General features: G+C 46.7%; 13 protein-coding genes. 2 read left to right on the top strand and 11 right to left on the bottom strand.

The features are described 5' to 3' along the window. Positions 1-178: 178 nt before the first annotated feature. The 6 genes from pal to ybgC all read right to left on the bottom strand — a co-directional run bounded on the left by pal (position 179) and on the right by ybgC (position 5026). Entirely contained in the window at positions 179-748 is a 570-nt protein-coding gene (pal, locus tag FTT68_RS09840) for a peptidoglycan-associated lipoprotein Pal (protein ID WP_005176597.1), read from the bottom strand. A 35-nt stretch (positions 749-783) separates the two neighbouring features. Then, a complete protein-coding gene (gene tolB, locus FTT68_RS09835) occupies positions 784-2067 on the bottom strand; it encodes a Tol-Pal system beta propeller repeat protein TolB (protein ID WP_370459252.1) in 1284 nt (427 codons plus the stop codon). A 199-nt stretch (positions 2068-2266) separates the two neighbouring features. Then, positions 2267-3436: a cell envelope integrity protein TolA gene (gene tolA / locus FTT68_RS09830; RefSeq protein WP_180175310.1), complete on the bottom strand. Its 1170-nt coding sequence runs from the start codon at positions 3434-3436 to the stop codon at positions 2267-2269. 3 nt (positions 3437-3439) lie between these two features. Further along, on the bottom strand, positions 3440-3892 hold the full coding sequence (gene tolR / locus FTT68_RS09825) for a protein TolR (RefSeq protein ID WP_180047275.1): 453 nt from the start codon (positions 3890-3892) through the stop codon (positions 3440-3442). Then, positions 3892-4590, bottom strand: coding sequence for a protein TolQ (tolQ, locus tag FTT68_RS09820; RefSeq protein ID WP_005176608.1), 699 nt, complete (start codon positions 4588-4590; stop codon positions 3892-3894). The genes tolR and tolQ overlap by 1 nt, the downstream gene beginning before the upstream one ends. A gap of 22 nt (positions 4591-4612) precedes the next feature. After that, positions 4613-5026 (bottom strand): tol-pal system-associated acyl-CoA thioesterase, encoded by a 414-nt coding sequence (gene ybgC, locus FTT68_RS09815; protein ID WP_180175309.1) that lies wholly within the window; start codon positions 5024-5026, stop codon positions 4613-4615. A 668-nt stretch (positions 5027-5694) separates the two neighbouring features. On the opposite strand from ybgC, the gene FTT68_RS09810 reads away from it, so the two are divergent. Further along, positions 5695-5892 (top strand): hypothetical protein, encoded by a 198-nt coding sequence (locus tag FTT68_RS09810; protein WP_160243422.1) that lies wholly within the window; start codon positions 5695-5697, stop codon positions 5890-5892. A 164-nt stretch (positions 5893-6056) separates the two neighbouring features. On the opposite strand, the gene ruvB is transcribed toward FTT68_RS09810, so the two are convergent. The 5 genes from ruvB to FTT68_RS09790 form a co-directional block, all read right to left on the bottom strand. Then, the gene (gene ruvB / locus FTT68_RS09805; protein ID WP_005176611.1) at positions 6057-7058 is read right to left on the bottom strand and encodes a Holliday junction branch migration DNA helicase RuvB; all 1002 of its coding nucleotides are present in this window, start codon (positions 7056-7058) and stop codon (positions 6057-6059) included. Positions 7059-7356: 298 nt separating this feature from the next. Beyond that, entirely contained in the window at positions 7357-7959 is a 603-nt protein-coding gene (gene ruvA / locus FTT68_RS09800; RefSeq protein WP_005176612.1) for a Holliday junction branch migration protein RuvA, read from the bottom strand. 188 nt (positions 7960-8147) lie between these two features. Next, positions 8148-9488: a deoxyguanosinetriphosphate triphosphohydrolase gene (locus FTT68_RS09795; RefSeq protein ID WP_005176613.1), complete on the bottom strand. Its 1341-nt coding sequence runs from the start codon at positions 9486-9488 to the stop codon at positions 8148-8150. Positions 9489-9685: 197 nt separating this feature from the next. Beyond that, positions 9686-9817: a putative transporter small subunit gene (locus tag FTT68_RS13980; RefSeq protein ID WP_005176614.1), complete on the bottom strand. Its 132-nt coding sequence runs from the start codon at positions 9815-9817 to the stop codon at positions 9686-9688. A gap of 11 nt (positions 9818-9828) precedes the next feature. Continuing rightward, positions 9829-11466, bottom strand: a complete 1638-nt coding sequence (locus tag FTT68_RS09790) for a sodium:solute symporter family protein (protein WP_005176615.1) — start codon at positions 11464-11466, stop codon at positions 9829-9831. 1287 nt (positions 11467-12753) lie between these two features. Between FTT68_RS09790 and purL the strand changes: the two genes are divergently transcribed. Next, a complete protein-coding gene (purL, locus tag FTT68_RS09785) occupies positions 12754-16587 on the top strand; it encodes a phosphoribosylformylglycinamidine synthase (RefSeq protein WP_168389677.1) in 3834 nt (1277 codons plus the stop codon). The last annotated feature ends 51 nt before the right edge of the window (positions 16588-16638 follow it).

Genomic DNA, 16638 nt, shown 5'->3' with positions numbered 1-16638 from the left:
TTAATGGAGAAATCTAATCGATATGTTATACCTGAGAGAAGAGTGAGGAGTTATCCAAGGGTTGTAAAAGGAAAACCTCAAAAATACCCAAGAAAAAGCCAGTCAATCTCTTAACTGACTGGCATTAGCCCGATGGAGCGCTTTTTTATATTGAGCAACTCTGCTCAATGATGCCATCTTAACGCAGTAAAGGTGGTACCGCTTCGTAGTTGATTTCAACACGGCGGTTTTCTTTCCAGGCACTTTCATCATGACCTGGGTTAACCGGCATTTCTTTACCATAGCTGACCGGTTCCAATTGACCCGGATTCACGCCTGTGGTGACCAGGAAGCTTTCGACTGCTTTGGCACGACGCTCACCAAGGGCCATGTTGTATTCACGGGTACCACGTTCATCGGTATGACCTGTAAGCGCGACTTTCGAGTTGGCATTGGCCATCAGGAATTGTGCATGTGCCTGTAGGGTTTGTAGGTCTTCATTCGACAGTTCGCTGCTGTCATAGTCAAAGTGCACCACACGTTTCGCCAAGAATGCTTTATTGGCTTCAGTTACACCTTTGGCAGATGCACCGGCCAGGTTTTGTGCATTCAAGGCTGCATCATCACTTAAGCCTTGTGTATTGACCGTGGTTGAAGAGGTCGGTGTTTGTCCTGCTTGAACATCGGTTGCAGGCTTACGGTTGGCACAGCCAGTCATCACCAGCGCTGAGGCCAGTACAGGCAATACAAATAATTTTACTGCGTTCATTTTCATCTCCATGAAACTTGGTTGTTCAGTTGCTCTTATTTTGGTGCCCAAGCCGGTTCACGCACTTCACCTTGTTCACTTGGCAAATTCATACGGAAACGACCATCTAAAGACATAATGGACAGCAGGCCACGCGCACCTTCACGGGTTGCATAGACCACCATCTGTCCATTTGGTGAGAAGCTTGGAGATTCATCCAGGCTGGTTGGGGTGAGGATATTGGTAATGCCGGTATTAATGTCCTGAATCGCAACTTTATAATTGCTGCCACTTGGACGATGAACCAGCGCCAGTTTTTTACCATCGGCACTTAAAGTACCACGCGCATTAAATGCGCCGCGGAAGGTCAGACGTTTGCTGCTGCCCGTGTTCAGGTCATAGCGATAGATTTGCACTGAGCCGCCACGATCTGAAGTAAAAATAAACGATTTACCATCGGGTGCGTAGCGTGCTTCTGTATCAATGGCGCTGTCATTGGTCATGCGCTTGAGTTGACGCGTGCCCAGATCCATCTCGTAAATTTCCGGATTGCCGTGCATTGAAGCAGTAAACAGCATGCGTGAACCATCTGGAGAGAAGCTTGGTGCGCCATTTAAGCCACGGAAGCTGGCCAGTTTTTCACGTGAACCGGTAGATAAATCCTGAACATAAATCGCAGGGCGTTTGGTTTCAAAGGACACGTAGGCAATTTTCTTGGCATCTGGCGTCCAGGCCGGCGACAAGATTGGATCGCGTGAAGTCAGAATGGTTCTTGGCTGTTCACCATCGGTGTCGGCAATTTGCAGGGTATAGCGCTGCTCCGGAGTGGCCGGATTCCGCAAGACATAGGCAATACGACCACTGAAATCGCCTTTAATACCGGTCAGTGCTTCATAGATGGTGTCACTGATCATGTGCGCAGCCTGACGGGTACGTGAAGCCGGTACAGTCAGTAATTCGTTTAATAAATACTGCTGCTTTTGCACATCATACAGCTGATAGTGAATTTCAAAGCCACCATCTGCGGTTGGCTTGCTGGTACCAGTCACCACATAAGGTACACCGGCGGCCTGCCAGGCAGCGGCATTAGGACTATTATTTGCTGCACTTGCCGGCAAGTTTTTTGATGAGCTGGTGAATTTGCCGGAACGGTTCAGGTCATTTTCAACAATCGGGTAAATGCTTTGATCATTACTAAACGGAATGATGGCAATTTTTGGGGCTTCTGCAGGTGCTTTGGCAATTTCCAGATGCAGCTGGGCATGGGTTTGAGAGACCATTATTGGACCCAAGGCGGTAAAAATTGCCAAGCAAAGTAGATGTTTAGGCTTCATTTCCATCATTCGCTATTTACTCAAAACATAATTCTTGTTGATGTGATTGTTCTACATAATGCCATGCTTATTTGAGATTTAAAGCAGAGAATTATGACCAAACTGTTATAACACTGTGAAAAGTGAATAAAATTTTGTCGCTTGTTGTGCAGTGTAACTGAAAAATAACAGGCCATCCCGGCTTTTGACAGGATGGTGAGTCAGCTTATTTGGCAGTAAAGCTTGAGGTGAAACTGCGTGCTTCACGGCGTGCATCCGGGTCCGAAGGCATTGGATATGGTGCAGCAGCACGTACCGCGGCCTCGACACTGGCTTTCATGTCCGGATCACTGGAGTTCACAATCACCGAGGCTACCGAACCGCTGTCGGTCAGCGTAACCCGTGCCGTGGCAGTTTTGCCAGAAGAGCCGACCGGAATATCCCAGGCCCGACGGATCTTGTTTTCAAAATCGCGTTTGGCTGTAGAGGCAATCCGTTTGGCTTCAGCTTTCTTTTGTGCCGCTTCTTCAGCCGCCTGTTTGGCCGCCGAAGCTTTGGCTTCTGCTTCAGCGCGGGCTTTGGCCTCTGCATCCGCTTTTGCTTTCGCAGCTGCATCGGCTTTGGCTTTTTCAGCTGCTTCGGCTTTGCGTTTGGCCTCCGCTTCAGCCTTGGCTTTGGCTGCTGCTTCTGCTTTGGCCTTATTCGCAGCCTCGGCTTTGCGTTTGGCTTCAGCATCGGCTTTACGTTTCGCCTCTGCATCTGCCTTCGCCTTGGCTGCCGCATCAGCCTTGGCCTTATCTGCCGCTTCGGCTTTACGTTTTGCTTCCACTTCCGCCTTACGACGTGCATCAAGTTTGGCTTTTTCTGCAGCTTCTGCCTTACGCAGGGCTTCGGCTTCGCTGCGGCGTTTGGCTTCGACCTCGGCTTTGGCCTGTGCAGTGGCCTTGGCTTTTTCTGCGGCTTGGGCTTTACGTTCAGCTTCTGCTTTGGCGCGCTGGGCCTGTTGTGCCTGTAATTTTTCTGCTTCCGCCTGCGCACGAGCCTCTAGGCGTTTTTGCTGTTCGGCAGTATTGCTTGGTTGTGCTTTGGCCGGTTCTGGCTGAGGCACAGCTGGTGGTGCGACCGGAATTACCGGAGCGTCTTCAACCGGAGTCGCGGTTTGCTGAATCTCGGCTGCTACATTTTTATGTGCGGTCTCAGCAAACTCGGTTTCTTCACGAGTAACTGGGGGTAAATCTTCCGGTTTAATCAGCACGGTCCGAATCTGTTTGGGTGGCTCCGGTGGCTGGCTCATGCCCAGATAAAGTAAACCCACCACGGCAATGACATGCACGCCGAGCGTGAAGCCAATGGCCAGTGCTTTTTGCTGAAACGGTGGTTTTTGCAATCTTTTCATCATTTACTTTAATGGCTCAGTCAGTAAGCCAACTTGAGTTAAACCGGCGTCCTGAAGGCTGCTCATCAGGGCCATGACTTCGCCATACGCACGAGATTTTTCACCTTCAATCACCACATGCAGTTCTTTATTTTCTGCTTGCGCCTGTTGCTGTGCTTCACTTAATACGGCAGTCAGTTCACTGAGTGTTAGCGGCTGACTGGAGTTTTGGGCTTTGTATTTCAGAAAATACTGGCCGTCTTTGTTCAGACTGACCACAGCTGGCGCATCTTTGGATTCAATCGGATTGCCATTGGCCTGCGGCAAATCGACATTGATACCGCTGGTAATCATTGGGGCAGTGACCATAAAAATGACCAGCAGCACCAACATCACGTCGATGTAAGGCACCACGTTCATATCACTTTTTAAGGGCTTTTTAATACGCTCGAAGCGTCCGGAACGTTGAATGGCCATTAGTCATGTTCCCGTGCTGAACCCAAAGACTGACGTTGTAATAAGGCCACCATCTCTTCAGCAAACAAGGCACGGTCTGAATAGAGGCTTTCACCTTTGGCGGTGTAATGGTTAAAGGCCAGGACTGCTGGAATTGCGGCAAATAAACCAATTGCGGTGGCAATTAGCGCTTCGGCAATCCCCGGTGCAACGGTAGCCAGTGTTACCTGATCGACATCGGCCAGGCCAATAAAGGCATTCATAATGCCCCACACGGTTCCAAATAAACCAATATACGGTGCCACAGAGCCAATGCTGGCCAGCGCGCCTAAGCCTTGTTCCAGTTGGCCTTGGTCACGGCTTAAACCGACACGTAAAATACGTTCGGTACCTTCTAGACTTTGTGCAGTCGGGGCATGACGTTTTTTCAATTTGAGAAATTCACCCAGACCCTGATAGAAAATATCTTCCAGGCCGGTGCGTTTGGAATTGAGTTGGGCGTTGTTATATAGCGTATTTAATTCAGCACCAGACCAGAAGATTTTCTGGAAATGATCATCATCAGCCTGGGCTTTTTTATAACTGAGATGTAACTTGGCGATCAGATACCAACTATACAAGGAGGCCAGTAACAGCACCAACATGACCAGTTGTACCACAGGGCTTGCCTGCAAAATAAGATCAGAGACTTGTAGAGATGATTCTAATTGTGTTGCCATAGTTACGTAGTGCCATAAGTTTTTAGTCTTGGTCCTGTCCTAGCTCTTTTAGAATCAGGCCACGAATTTCATCCGGAAGGCGACGTGGACGCATTTCAGAACTTAAACATGCCAATTCCACCTCACCAGAAGCAAGCATGATTTCACCACGATAAATATTTTGTTGCAATACAAATGACGTTGCTTTACACGAAACAACACTTGCTGTAACAGTAATCAGATCATCCATTAAGATTGGACGTATATATTTGACATTAATTTTATGCACGACAAAGTTATAGTCGTTTTGATGCCAATAATGATCGACGCCGGAAGCACGCAGCCATTCGGTCCGGGTGCGCTCCATGAAACGAATATGATTGGCATGGTATACAATCCCGCCTGCATCGGTGTCTTCCATATAGATACGAATTTGAAATTCAAATTTATTCGCCATGATACTGTTCCATTACAATTTTCAGTTTTGGTCTGGAAGGGCCGTACAGAACTGGATTGAAGTTGTCTGAGGTTCTGTCAAATGCCCGACTGGGTTGGCTTTGCAGTTTAGCATAATGACTTTTTGCTCCTATGGCACAAGGTGTCAAATCCAGTGGCAAAGGTATAAAGAATGTAGAGCCAAGATTGGATATTTATCGTTCGGTACAGGTTGAATTAGGTGAATTGGCACGTGATTTATGCTTTTTTTTGCCATACCGCCTGTGCTTGACTATTGGCAATTTTGATAGCGCGGTTTTAGGCACTGTCCGGATGACTGAGGTACAGCCGCTCCACCGCATAATCGCGTAGATGCAAGGCGAAATAGCTGCTGATCACGAAAGTTCGCTCAAACTGCTGAGGCTGCTTATTGGCAAAATATTGCCGTAGCTAAAGTAAGCCATACCAGATCAGACTAAGAAAGAACGCAGCCACAGATAAGACAATCCCTACAGCGTCTTGCAGCAGATAACAGCCAATTCCGCCCAGCACAGCCACTAATGTCAGAATCAGGGCAAGCTTCTGTTTCGGTTTTACTGAAGCGGGTGGTTGGGTATAGGTTTCAATAAAGGGGTTAAGTTCTTCAGAAAAATACAGGCTAATCCAGTGGATGACACATAGCTGATCAAAATGGATGGCATCAATGGACCAGTGCCCATGCCGATGCAGGTCGATCTGTTCAATGCCGGCTCGATCTGCATCAATGATTTTGCCGCGTTCATTTTTAAAGTCGAAGCTCAGTCAGGGACTGAGATTGCCTTGCAAAAGCTGGTTCAGATAGTTCAGTTCAGATTCACTGAAAAACTGGAATGGTTTGCCATAAGGTAGGGGGCGGATTGGCTGCAATTGCTCTATCAGCTCATCAAAATGCTGCTGAAGGTGTTGAATTAGTTGTTGTTCGGTCATCATTATTGTTGTTCGAGTATGTATTCAAGTTGTTATTTATCAAAGACCTTCATCATCTCATAAGCAATGAAGGTCAGGCATTGCTGTTATTTCGGTTCCGGCGGGGTCATGCCAAACTGCAAATAAGCCATATTGGTGGCAATCCGGCCACGTGCGGTACGCATCACATAACCTTGCTGAATCAGATAAGGCTCAATCACATCTTCCAAGGTGCCTGAATCTTCCGCCATGGCTGCGGCCAGTGCTTCAACCCCGGCAGGTCCGCCATCAAAACGTTCCAGTAACATCGACAGATAGCGACGATCCAGGGTGTCTAGGCCATCTTTATCGACATTGAGCATATCCAGAGCGCGCTGGGCCATTGCATGGGTGACTTCGCCGGTGCCTTTGACCTGGGCATAGTCACGTACCCGGCGCAACAAGCGGTTGGCAATACGCGGTGTGCCGCGGGAACGGCGGGCAATTTCTGCCGCGCCTTCTTCGGTCATCGGGACATCCATTAAACTGGCAGAACGTTTTACGATATGGGTCAGATCTTCCACCGAGTAGAATTCTAAACGCTGCACAATCCCGAAACGGTCACGCAGCGGCGAAGTGAGCAGACCGGCCCGCGTGGTGGCGGCGACCAGAGTAAATGCCGGCAAGTCCAGTTTGATCGAACGCGCTGCCGGGCCTTCACCAATCATGATGTCCAGCTGGTAATCTTCCATCGCCGGATAGAGGATTTCTTCAATCACTGGTGACAGGCGATGAATTTCATCAATAAACAGTACATCGCCTTCTTCAAGGTTGGTCAGCATGGCTGCCAAGTCACCGGCACGTTCCAGGACCGGCCCTGAGGTCGATTTCAGGTTGCCGCCCATTTCACGGGCAATAATATTGGCCAGGGTGGTTTTACCTAAGCCCGGTGGGCCGAAAATCAGGGTGTGATCGAGGGCTTCGCCGCGGCCGCGCGCTGCACCAATAAAGATTTCCATTTGTTCACGCACCACCGGTTGACCGATGTAGTCATCGAGGGAGGTGGGGCGGATGGCGCGATCAATTTGATCTTCGGGTTTTTCAGAACCACTGATAAGACGGTCTTGCATATATTATGTAAACTTCAGGTAAATACAGTTTAATGGGTCAGACGTCAAAAGCGCTTTTTGACGGATGTTCCAAGAAAATTAAATTTCGGGAATAACCTGTGGTTGGCCTTACCTTGCGAGATATATTTCTCATTCGGCAAAAAGTAAGCAAAACCATCGTCATTCGCAAAACTCGTCAAAAGATGATTCGTCTCGACTATATCGCAGAAACATTTTTGTGCAAATGCTTCCTGCCTCAAACAGTTGCGAATGACATTTTCGCGTATCTCATGCTGGCCTTGAGGCAAGATAGAGCTATCTATTTGTTCATCGACTTTAATGCTGCCCGGATAATGTCGCTGGCTTCGGTGAAGTCGCCTTTGGCAGCATTCACCAGTTTTTGTGCTTCCTGTGGTTTGTAACCCAGTGACTGTAACGCAGCTTCGGCTTCGGCCACGGCAGAGTTCCCCATAAACTGGATTTGTGCGCTGCTGGTGTTGCTTGGTGTATTGCCAGCAGCCATCGCTTTAAAGCGGTCGCGCAGTTCAATCATCAGTCGTTCAGCGGTTTTTTTGCCGACACCCGGTACTTTGACCAGGGTGTTAATATCTTCATGTTCAACCGTGTGAATCAGCATGTCGACGCTTAAAGTCGATAGAATGCCGAGTGCCATTTTTGGACCAACACCGTTGACCTTGAGCAGGGTGCGGAAAATGGTTTTTTCCTGCGCATCAAGAAAACCATATAGCAGTTGAGCATCTTCACGGACTGCTAAATGGGTCCATAAGGTGACTTTCTGGCCTTTTTGTAATTGGCAAAATGTAGACAGCGGTGTATCGACTTCATAGCCCACACCATTGACATTTAATAAGACCGTAGGGGCTTCGAGGGCAAACACCTCACCAATCAGACATCCAATCATTCAGTTTATTCACTTCTATTCGGTTAAATTTTTCAGTTCCGAGCCTGTCGTCTGCATCTTGAAGTCATCCACTTTTCTGTGATGCTCTGCGATATACAGCCGATGGGCCGGGGTGTTGCACAAGCAATGTCAGCACGCGCAAAAGTATAAAGCAGTTTTGGAGGTTCTCCCAAAACGGCAGGCTGTACTTAAAAGAATCCGGCTTTATTGCCTTGTAATTCCTGCGCCAGGTTATACGCCTGATGATCCGAGAATTTTGAGATAATATCCAGCACCTGCATGATATTGTCATAGTGATCTGGACCAAAATGGGCACCGGAACGCTGCAAAATCGCCATCAGCCGCTGCTCTTTAAAGCTTAAGGTTTTATGCGGTGTGGTCAGCGGAATAAAGGCATCCAGAATACTTTGCAGGCTCTGATGGGCAATAATTTCCAGACCGGCTTTTTGCGGATGTTCAAAAATTTTATCACGCGCCAGTTCTTTGGCCCGGTTAATGCCAATTTCAATATCGGCCGAGCAATATTGCAGTAAGGTCCCTTTCAGCTGGCCCGAAAGAATCTGGTCATGCTGCTTGGCAAAGGCGCTGGTGACTTCATCGACCAGACGTTTCATGACCCGGCCACGTAGCGCGGCAATTTTCTGCTGCCAGGTGGTGCTGTCCAAAGACAGTTCTTCCGGCATGCCATAATCGCCAATCAGGTTCAGGAAAATCGGTTCGACCTCATCATAGCTGAGCATGTTCAGGATGATGCCATCTTCCAGATCAATCAGCGCATAGCAGATGTCATCTGCGGCTTCGAGTAAATAGGTCAGCGGATGGCGGCAATAACGATAAGGTCCGATTTCAATCAGGCCGAGCTGTTCGGCAATCTGTTTCAGAATGTCTTTTTCTGCCTGATAGCAGCCGAATTTGGCGCGCTGACTGGCTGGACGATTGCCCTGCGAGGCCATGGTTTTCGACAGCCACGGATATTTTAAATAGGCACCCAAGGTAGCATAGGTCAGACGCATACCACCATCATGCGGATGATAGTCAATTTTGGTCAGCAGGCGCAGGCCTTGGGCATTACCTTCAAACTGGCGTACATCGGCTTCCTGTTCCGGACTTAGGTCCTTTAAAAAGTCGGTATGTGAGGCATCATCAAACCATTCACGAATGGCATATTCACCGGCATGACCAAAAGGCGGATTGCCAATATCATGCGCCAGACAGGCAGCCTGAATAATCGCGCCGACATCGGCCGGGGTAATCCACGGAGGCAGTTGATCCTTGATTTTTTCTGCTGCCAGCATCCCCAGTGAACGGCCAATACAGGACACTTCCAGCGAATGGGTCAGGCGGGTATGAATACCATCATGTTGGGTAAGCGGATGGACCTGGGTTTTGCGGTTCAGCTGCCGGAAACTCTGCGAGAAAATAATACGGTCATAATCTTTATGAAACGGGCTACGCGCCTGTTCAGTACTTTGCTTTTTACTACCAATCCGAACTGTCGAAAGCAGTTCTAACCAACGCATCTGTGTCATTTATCATTATTCAATTATTTACTGCTTTGCATCATGCCAAAAAACCAAGCCCAGTACTAGAGTGAGGCGACATGAATTGTCATGGGAATGAAAAGCAGAAAAAATCTTGCTCCTCAATATAGACAAGTGATTCAAACAATATGAAACGGCCATAAAAAACAGGCCAAATGAGCCTGCTTTTTCATGAAGAGTTAAAATTACACCAGCCCTTCACCAGTTTCCTTGGCTTGTTGTGCATCTTTATAGACATTCAAGCAAATTGTGAACAAGACCAGGCTTGCGATCAACGGCCAAAAAAGTACATATAGGGTCAATAATTGACTAGTCATCTGAAATCTCCTTATTTACTTTTCTCAGATAGCTGGTGAAATTCAATCACCATCTTGTTGATTTGTTTAAAATCAAATCGTTCTTTACTGTAGACCAAGGTCAGAACAGTACAGACCAGAGCACTACTGCCATAAGCAGTCAGTGAACTTAATAAGGTGCCGTATTCACGCAAGAAGCCGATGGTCCATGGCATGAAGCCAATACTGGCCAAGATACCCACCACCAAACCGACTTTTTTGCCGAAGAAACCAAAGGTCATCAGACCCAGCACCACACCAATACCCAGGGTTGCAAGTAGCTCAAAGCCAAGCGCAATCAAGCCCTGAATTGGAATCCATTCAAAACGGACAATCAGGAAGCTGACGAAGGCGAGCCCGACCGACCAGTTAAAGGCACGAGAATTCACTTTGTCCCAATACAGGCTGACAATTACCGGAAATACAATAGACCCCCAAAGTGCACCCACAAAAATCAGCATTGATAAAATGTCAAATTTTAAAGTGGCGATAATGATCCCAAGCATGGTGGCGACAATCATGGTTATACGACCAATAAACAGCATTTTCTTGGGATTAGGTTGGTTTTTGGCAATCTGTTTTCCATAAATGTCAGTCATCACAATGGCAGACAAGGCAGATAAATCCGAGTCAGCCGTTGAAGACAGCGCACCGATCACCATGATAAATAACAGGGCCACCATAAATGGAGAGAGATACGTCGCTGCCATTTGTGGAATCAGGTTATTCAAGTTGCCATCAATCGGTTGAATTCCGGCAAACAAGGCCAGTAAGCCGAGCATCCCCAACCCGATCACAATCGCGGCATAACCAATCGTCGCCGTAATAAAACTGGGTTTAATCAAGTCTTCCCGTACCGCAAATAAACGCTGGGCAATAGTCTGGTTACCGATGGCATACGCCAGGACTGCGACGAAGAAAGGCGCACCTTGTTCTAGAAATGCAGTTTTAGAGAAGAAATCGAGCTGTTCAGGCTGCAGGTTGTGAATACCCGTTTGAAACAGGGACGGTCCGCCCAAAGTGAAGAACAGCGTTGGGATAATGATCACCGCCGCCACGATCATCGCCACCAGCTGGCCAAAATCGGTAAATACAGAGGAACGGAAGCCAGACCAGAGGGTATAAGACAGCACACCAATCCCGGTGATCAAGACGCCATGTACAAAGCTTAGGGGAGATAAAATTTCGACCAAGGCACCTGCTGCAGTAAAATTCACCATCAAACTGATGACACTTCCCACAATATTGGAACCTGCCAAAATCATCTGGCTCTGGTTGCCATGGCGGGCATGCATAATTTCTGCCAGCGTATGTGCATTGGGTGCCAACTCACGAAAGCGCTTACCAAAAGGATAAATAAACAAAATCATCAGCGCGCCCCAGAGGCCGTAGTGCAAGGCACCGGAAACGCCGTATTTATAACCTGAAGAGGCAGCTGCATAGAATGACGCTGCCCAAATCCAAGTTGCGGTCATGCTGGCCGCAGACATACCAAAGCCAATAGAACCATTCGAGACCATATAGCCATCGACATTTTCATTTTTTTGTTTAATACGTAACGACAGTACAAAGGTAATGCCGTAAAAAAGCACCATCAATAGTACAGTGGTTGTACTAGTGAATTGAAACATAATTACTCCTTAAGCGAGGCACCTTTATTTTAAAAAACAAATCTTTTGGTGACGGACTAAGGCTCTAAAACAGGCAGAGCATAAAGCTGCGGAAAATGAGAAATCTGGTGTTTAAATATCTAGCCGATATTTGATCCACAGCATAAAAAGATGTACGTAGGTGAGTCCAAAAATGGACCTTGCCTCAGCAATTGAGCTAGAGCTTAACATAAAACCATCAAATTCACTGATGAAGTCAGTGGGAAGTAAGGTTTTTTACTGATATAGGGGTGGTTTTTAAATAAAAAACTATGATTTTGCAGGGTCAAATATATAAATATTTTTTAGGAATTACAGTAATTTATAGATTGGATTAAAACTTGTTGAAGTTTGCATTAATTTAAAATGTTAAAAAAAGTAACAAAACTTAAAAAATACATATTTTTTCGATTTTTACTTGCTACTCAAAGCTTATATTTTAAACCAATTTTTGTAGAATGAATTGGATAAAATTTATTTTAAATGTTATTTCTTCATATTATTGATAAGTGTTTTTTATGAAAGATAAGTAATCATTTATCAAATAGATGCAAAGATAATTTTAGGGTGGATATTTATATAGGGCTTTTTTCTTGAGAATGGCTATATATTAACTACTAAATTATCCCTGATATTAGGGAGTGAAATACATAATGGAAAAACTTTTGTGACATATTCGGGGTATGAGATTATAAGGGTTGGATTTCCTTATTTTCATTCTTTCTTTTAGGTGAATAAATCAAGTTAAACTCAAGAGAATACAGGACGAAAAATATTAGAAATATTGAACGTAAAAATCCCATCTAAGAGGGGTGAAGTCTCAGGGTTCAAGGTTCACAAAGGCAAAGACCAAAGAGATCCTGAGCGGATGACAGCAACGCTCTCTTCGGGTGGATATGAGTACTCAGCTTTTAGGATGATTAATTCGTACAAAAAATTTAATTTCTGGTTCTGCAGCAGGCTATTCAGACAATCTAGGACTAGCTTTCATCATGCGTATAGAACTGTTGAAAAATAAGACAATTTTCCTGAGTAGAACTATTCTTAAAAAAAATTAATTTTTCTATTACAATTTATGTTAAGATTTTCGGCTAAATTCAATTCTTTTGCCTGATAATAAAAGTATTATTTTAAAAATATCAAATATTTTAGTACGAGTTTTCTTGTTTCCTCTATAGCTGATTGGCTCATTTCACAGTAGAATATGTGCTCTCTTCAAGTCACATTGTGGCGAGGTCCAAAAGATCTGCCCGTGGAGCCAAAATCAGCATGTTTATCGTGGCCGGTGCACCTGCACATTCTTCTTTTAAGAAAACTCAACTATTATCACGTTTATCGTCAATTAGTTCTGTTCAATCTTTCGATAGCCAATGGATCTATCTGTTTGACCAAGCGCTCAACGAGCAGCAGCAACAATCAGCTTTAGAGCTGTTAAATGATGGCGCATCTTTTGAATTACGTCAGCCTGCCAGTGACGAAGTCCAAATTTTAGTGACCCCACGTGTCGGTACCATTTCGCCGTGGTCATCCAAAGCGACGGATATTTTTGCCAACTGTAATATTCCAGTGCACCGTATGGAGCGCGGATTGCTGTTTACCCTAAAAGGTGTAAAAGCGCTTTCTAAAGAAGCATTACAGATCTTGCATGACCGCATGACCGAAAGCGTGTTTACTGACATTGCAGATGCAGCCGCACTGTTCGTGGAAACCGCACCAAAACCGTTAAACTCGATTGATATTCTGGGTCAGGGCAAAGAAGCACTGGTTAAAGCCAACAATGAATTTGGTTTTGCACTGTCTGAAGATGAAATTGATTATCTGACTGAAGCTTTCACCAAACTGGGCCGTAACCCGAACGACATCGAACTGATGATGTTTGCGCAAGCCAACTCTGAGCATTGCCGTCATAAAATCTTCGGTTCAGAATGGACCATTGATGGTGAAGTTCAGCCGTTGTCTTTGTTCCAGATGATCAAGAACACCTATAAAGAATCACCAACCGATGTATTGTCAGCATATAAAGACAACGCCTCGGTGATTGTAGGTTTTGATACCCAGCGTTTCTACCCAACGCAAGAAGAAAACGGTCAATACGTTTATAAATACAAGAGCCAGGCGGCTCACATCCTGATGAAGGTGGAAACCCATAACCACCCAACCGCAATTGCTCCATTTGCTGGTGCGGCAACCGGTTCAGGCGGTGAAATCCGTGATGAAGGCGCAACCGGTCGTGGTGGTAAGCCTAAAGCAGGTTTAACTGGTTTCACCACATCGAACCTGAACATTCCAGGCTTTGAACAGCCATGGGAAGATAACTACGGCAAACCATCACGTATGGCCTCTCCGCTGCAAATCATGATTGAAGGTCCACTCGGTGGTGCGGCGTTTAACAACGAATTCGGTCGTCCTGCCTTAAATGGTTACTTCCGTACCTTTGAACAAAATGTCAATGGCGAAGTCAAAGGCTTCCATAAGCCAATTATGATTGCCGGTGGTTACGGGAACATCCGTCCGGATCATGTCGAAAAAGATGCAATTCAACCGGGCGATCTACTCATCGTGCTTGGTGGTCCAGCCATGCTGATCGGTTTAGGTGGTGGTGCAGCGTCTTCTGTAGACAGCGGTACCATGGGTGAGAGCCTGGACTTCGCTTCTGTACAACGTGAAAACCCGGAAATGGAACGCCGTTGCCAGGAAGTAATTGATACCTGCTGGCGCATGGAAGATGAAAACCCAATCGTATCGGTGCATGACGTTGGTGCGGGCGGTATTTCAAACGCAATGCCAGAACTGGTCAACGATCATGAGCTCGGTGCGGTACTGGATTTACGTAAGATTCCATCGCTTGAGCCAGGCATGTCGCCAATGGAAATCTGGTCTAACGAAGCACAAGAGCGTTATGTACTGGCAATCCGTCCAGAATCTCTAGCGTTGTTTGAATCGATCTGTGCGCGTGAACGTTGTCCGTTTGCGGTACTGGGTGAAGCGACTGAAGCGCGTCATTTAACCGTTGAAGATCCACTTTTTGGCAACAAGCCAGTGGATATGCCAATGCAGGTGATGCTGGGCGGTACACCACGTATGAGCCGTTCATATGAAAGCATCGAGCGTAAAGGCGATGATTTTGATGCAGCTCAAGTGACAGATCTGAAAGATGCGATTTACCGTGTCCTGAAAAACCCGACCGTTGCCTCTAAATCGTTCCTGATCACTATTGGTGACCGTTCGATTACCGGTATGGTGGCACGTGACCAGATGGTTGGCCCATGGCAAGTGCCTGTAGCGGATGCTGCAGTAACAACCACAAGCCTGGTGGGTTATACCGGTGAAGCGATGGCCATGGGTGAACGTCCACCAGTGGCATTATTGAACCCGGCAGCGTCTGCACGTTTAGCGGTGGCTGAAGCGATCAGCAATCTGATGTCTGCAAAAATTGACCAGATTGGCGATATTAAACTGTCTGCGAACTGGATGGCAGCAGCAGGACAAAAAGGTGAAGATCAGGCACTGTTCGAAGGCGTAAAAGCGATTGGTATGGAAATGTGTCCAGCACTGGGCATTGCCATTCCTGTTGGTAAAGACTCACTGTCTATGCGTACGACTTGGAATGACGAAGGTGAAGACAAATCTGTCACTTCGCCAATGTCAGGCGTGATCACTGCATTTGCACCTGTGACTGATGTGCGTAAGACATTAACACCAGAACTGAAAAATCTTGAATCTGTACTGGTACGTATCGACCTGTCTAAAGGCCAATTCCGTCTGGGTGGTTCGATCCTGGCGCAAGTGTACAAAGCGATTGGTTCAGTGACACCAGATGTCGACAGCTTCGATGACTTCAAAGCCTTCTTCGCATTGGTACAAGACTGGAACAACCGTGGCCTGATTAAAGCCTACCACGACATCGGTGATGGTGGTTTATTGGCTACTGTTGCAGAGATGATGTTTGCGTCACGCTTGGGTGTGGCACTGGAAGATCAATCGACTGCAAGCCTGTTTGCTGAAGAAATTGGTGCTGTGCTGCAAATTACCAAAGCAGATTGGGAAGCATTACAAGCTGAAGTTGCAGCGTCGACATTGAAAGATGCAATTGCGGTTGTCGGTACAGTCAACAATTCTGACCAGTTGGCGGTAAACGGTTTGGTGCTGGAACGTACTGACCTGCAACAGGCATGGGCAGAAGTGTCTTATCAGATCCAGCGTTTACGTGACAACGTTGAAAATGCTGATCAGGAATTTGCCTTAATTGCAGATAAAGCCCATCAGGGGATTATCGCGCAGCCAACTTATGACCTGAACGAGCCGGTTGAAGCACCGTACATCAACACCCGTCGTCCAAACATGGCGATTCTGCGTGAGCAGGGGGTTAACGGTCATGTTGAAATGGCGGCTGCGTTTGATAAAGTCGGTTTCAACACCGTTGACGTACACATGAGTGATCTGCTGGCCGGTCGTATCAGCCTGGATGACTTTGAAGGTCTGGTCACCTGTGGCGGTTTCTCTTACGGTGACGTTTTAGGTGCCGGCGGTGGCTGGGCAAAATCGGTGCTGTTTAATGCCAAACTGCGTGATCAGTTCGAGAAATTCTTTAACCGTCAAGAAACTTTCAGTGTGGGTATCTGTAACGGCTGTCAAATGCTGTCACAACTAGCACCACTGATTCCGGGTGCAGAGCATTGGCCACGTTTCCATCGCAATACCTCTGAAGTGTTTGAAGCGCGTACTGTGAACGTGCGTGTAGAAAAATCAAACTCGATTCTGTTTGATGGCATGGAAGGTTCAATTTTGCCAATCGCGGTTGCGCATGGTGAAGGTCGTGCTGTTGCCAGCGCTGAAGACTTTGCCGCATTAAATGCTGGCAACCAGATCAGCCTGCGTTATGTCGACAGTCAGGGCAATGTGACCCAGCACTATCCACTGAACCCGAACGGTTCTCCAGAAGGGATTACTGGTGTGACCTCTAAAGATGGTCGTGCCACGATTATGATGCCGCACCCGGAGCGTAACTTCCGTGCCGTACAACATTCTTGGAAACCTGAAGAATGGACTGAAGATGGTGCATGGTTACGTATGTTCCGTAACGCACGTAAATTCATTGGTTAATTGACCTTATTTTGAAAAGCCACCTTCGGGTGGCTTTTTTATCGGCGTTTC

The organism is Acinetobacter sp. Q85-2, assembly GCF_013420555.1.
Taxonomy (GTDB): Bacteria; Pseudomonadota; Gammaproteobacteria; order Pseudomonadales; family Moraxellaceae; genus Acinetobacter; species Acinetobacter indicus.
This window is presented reverse-complemented; position numbering and strand designations above follow the sequence as displayed.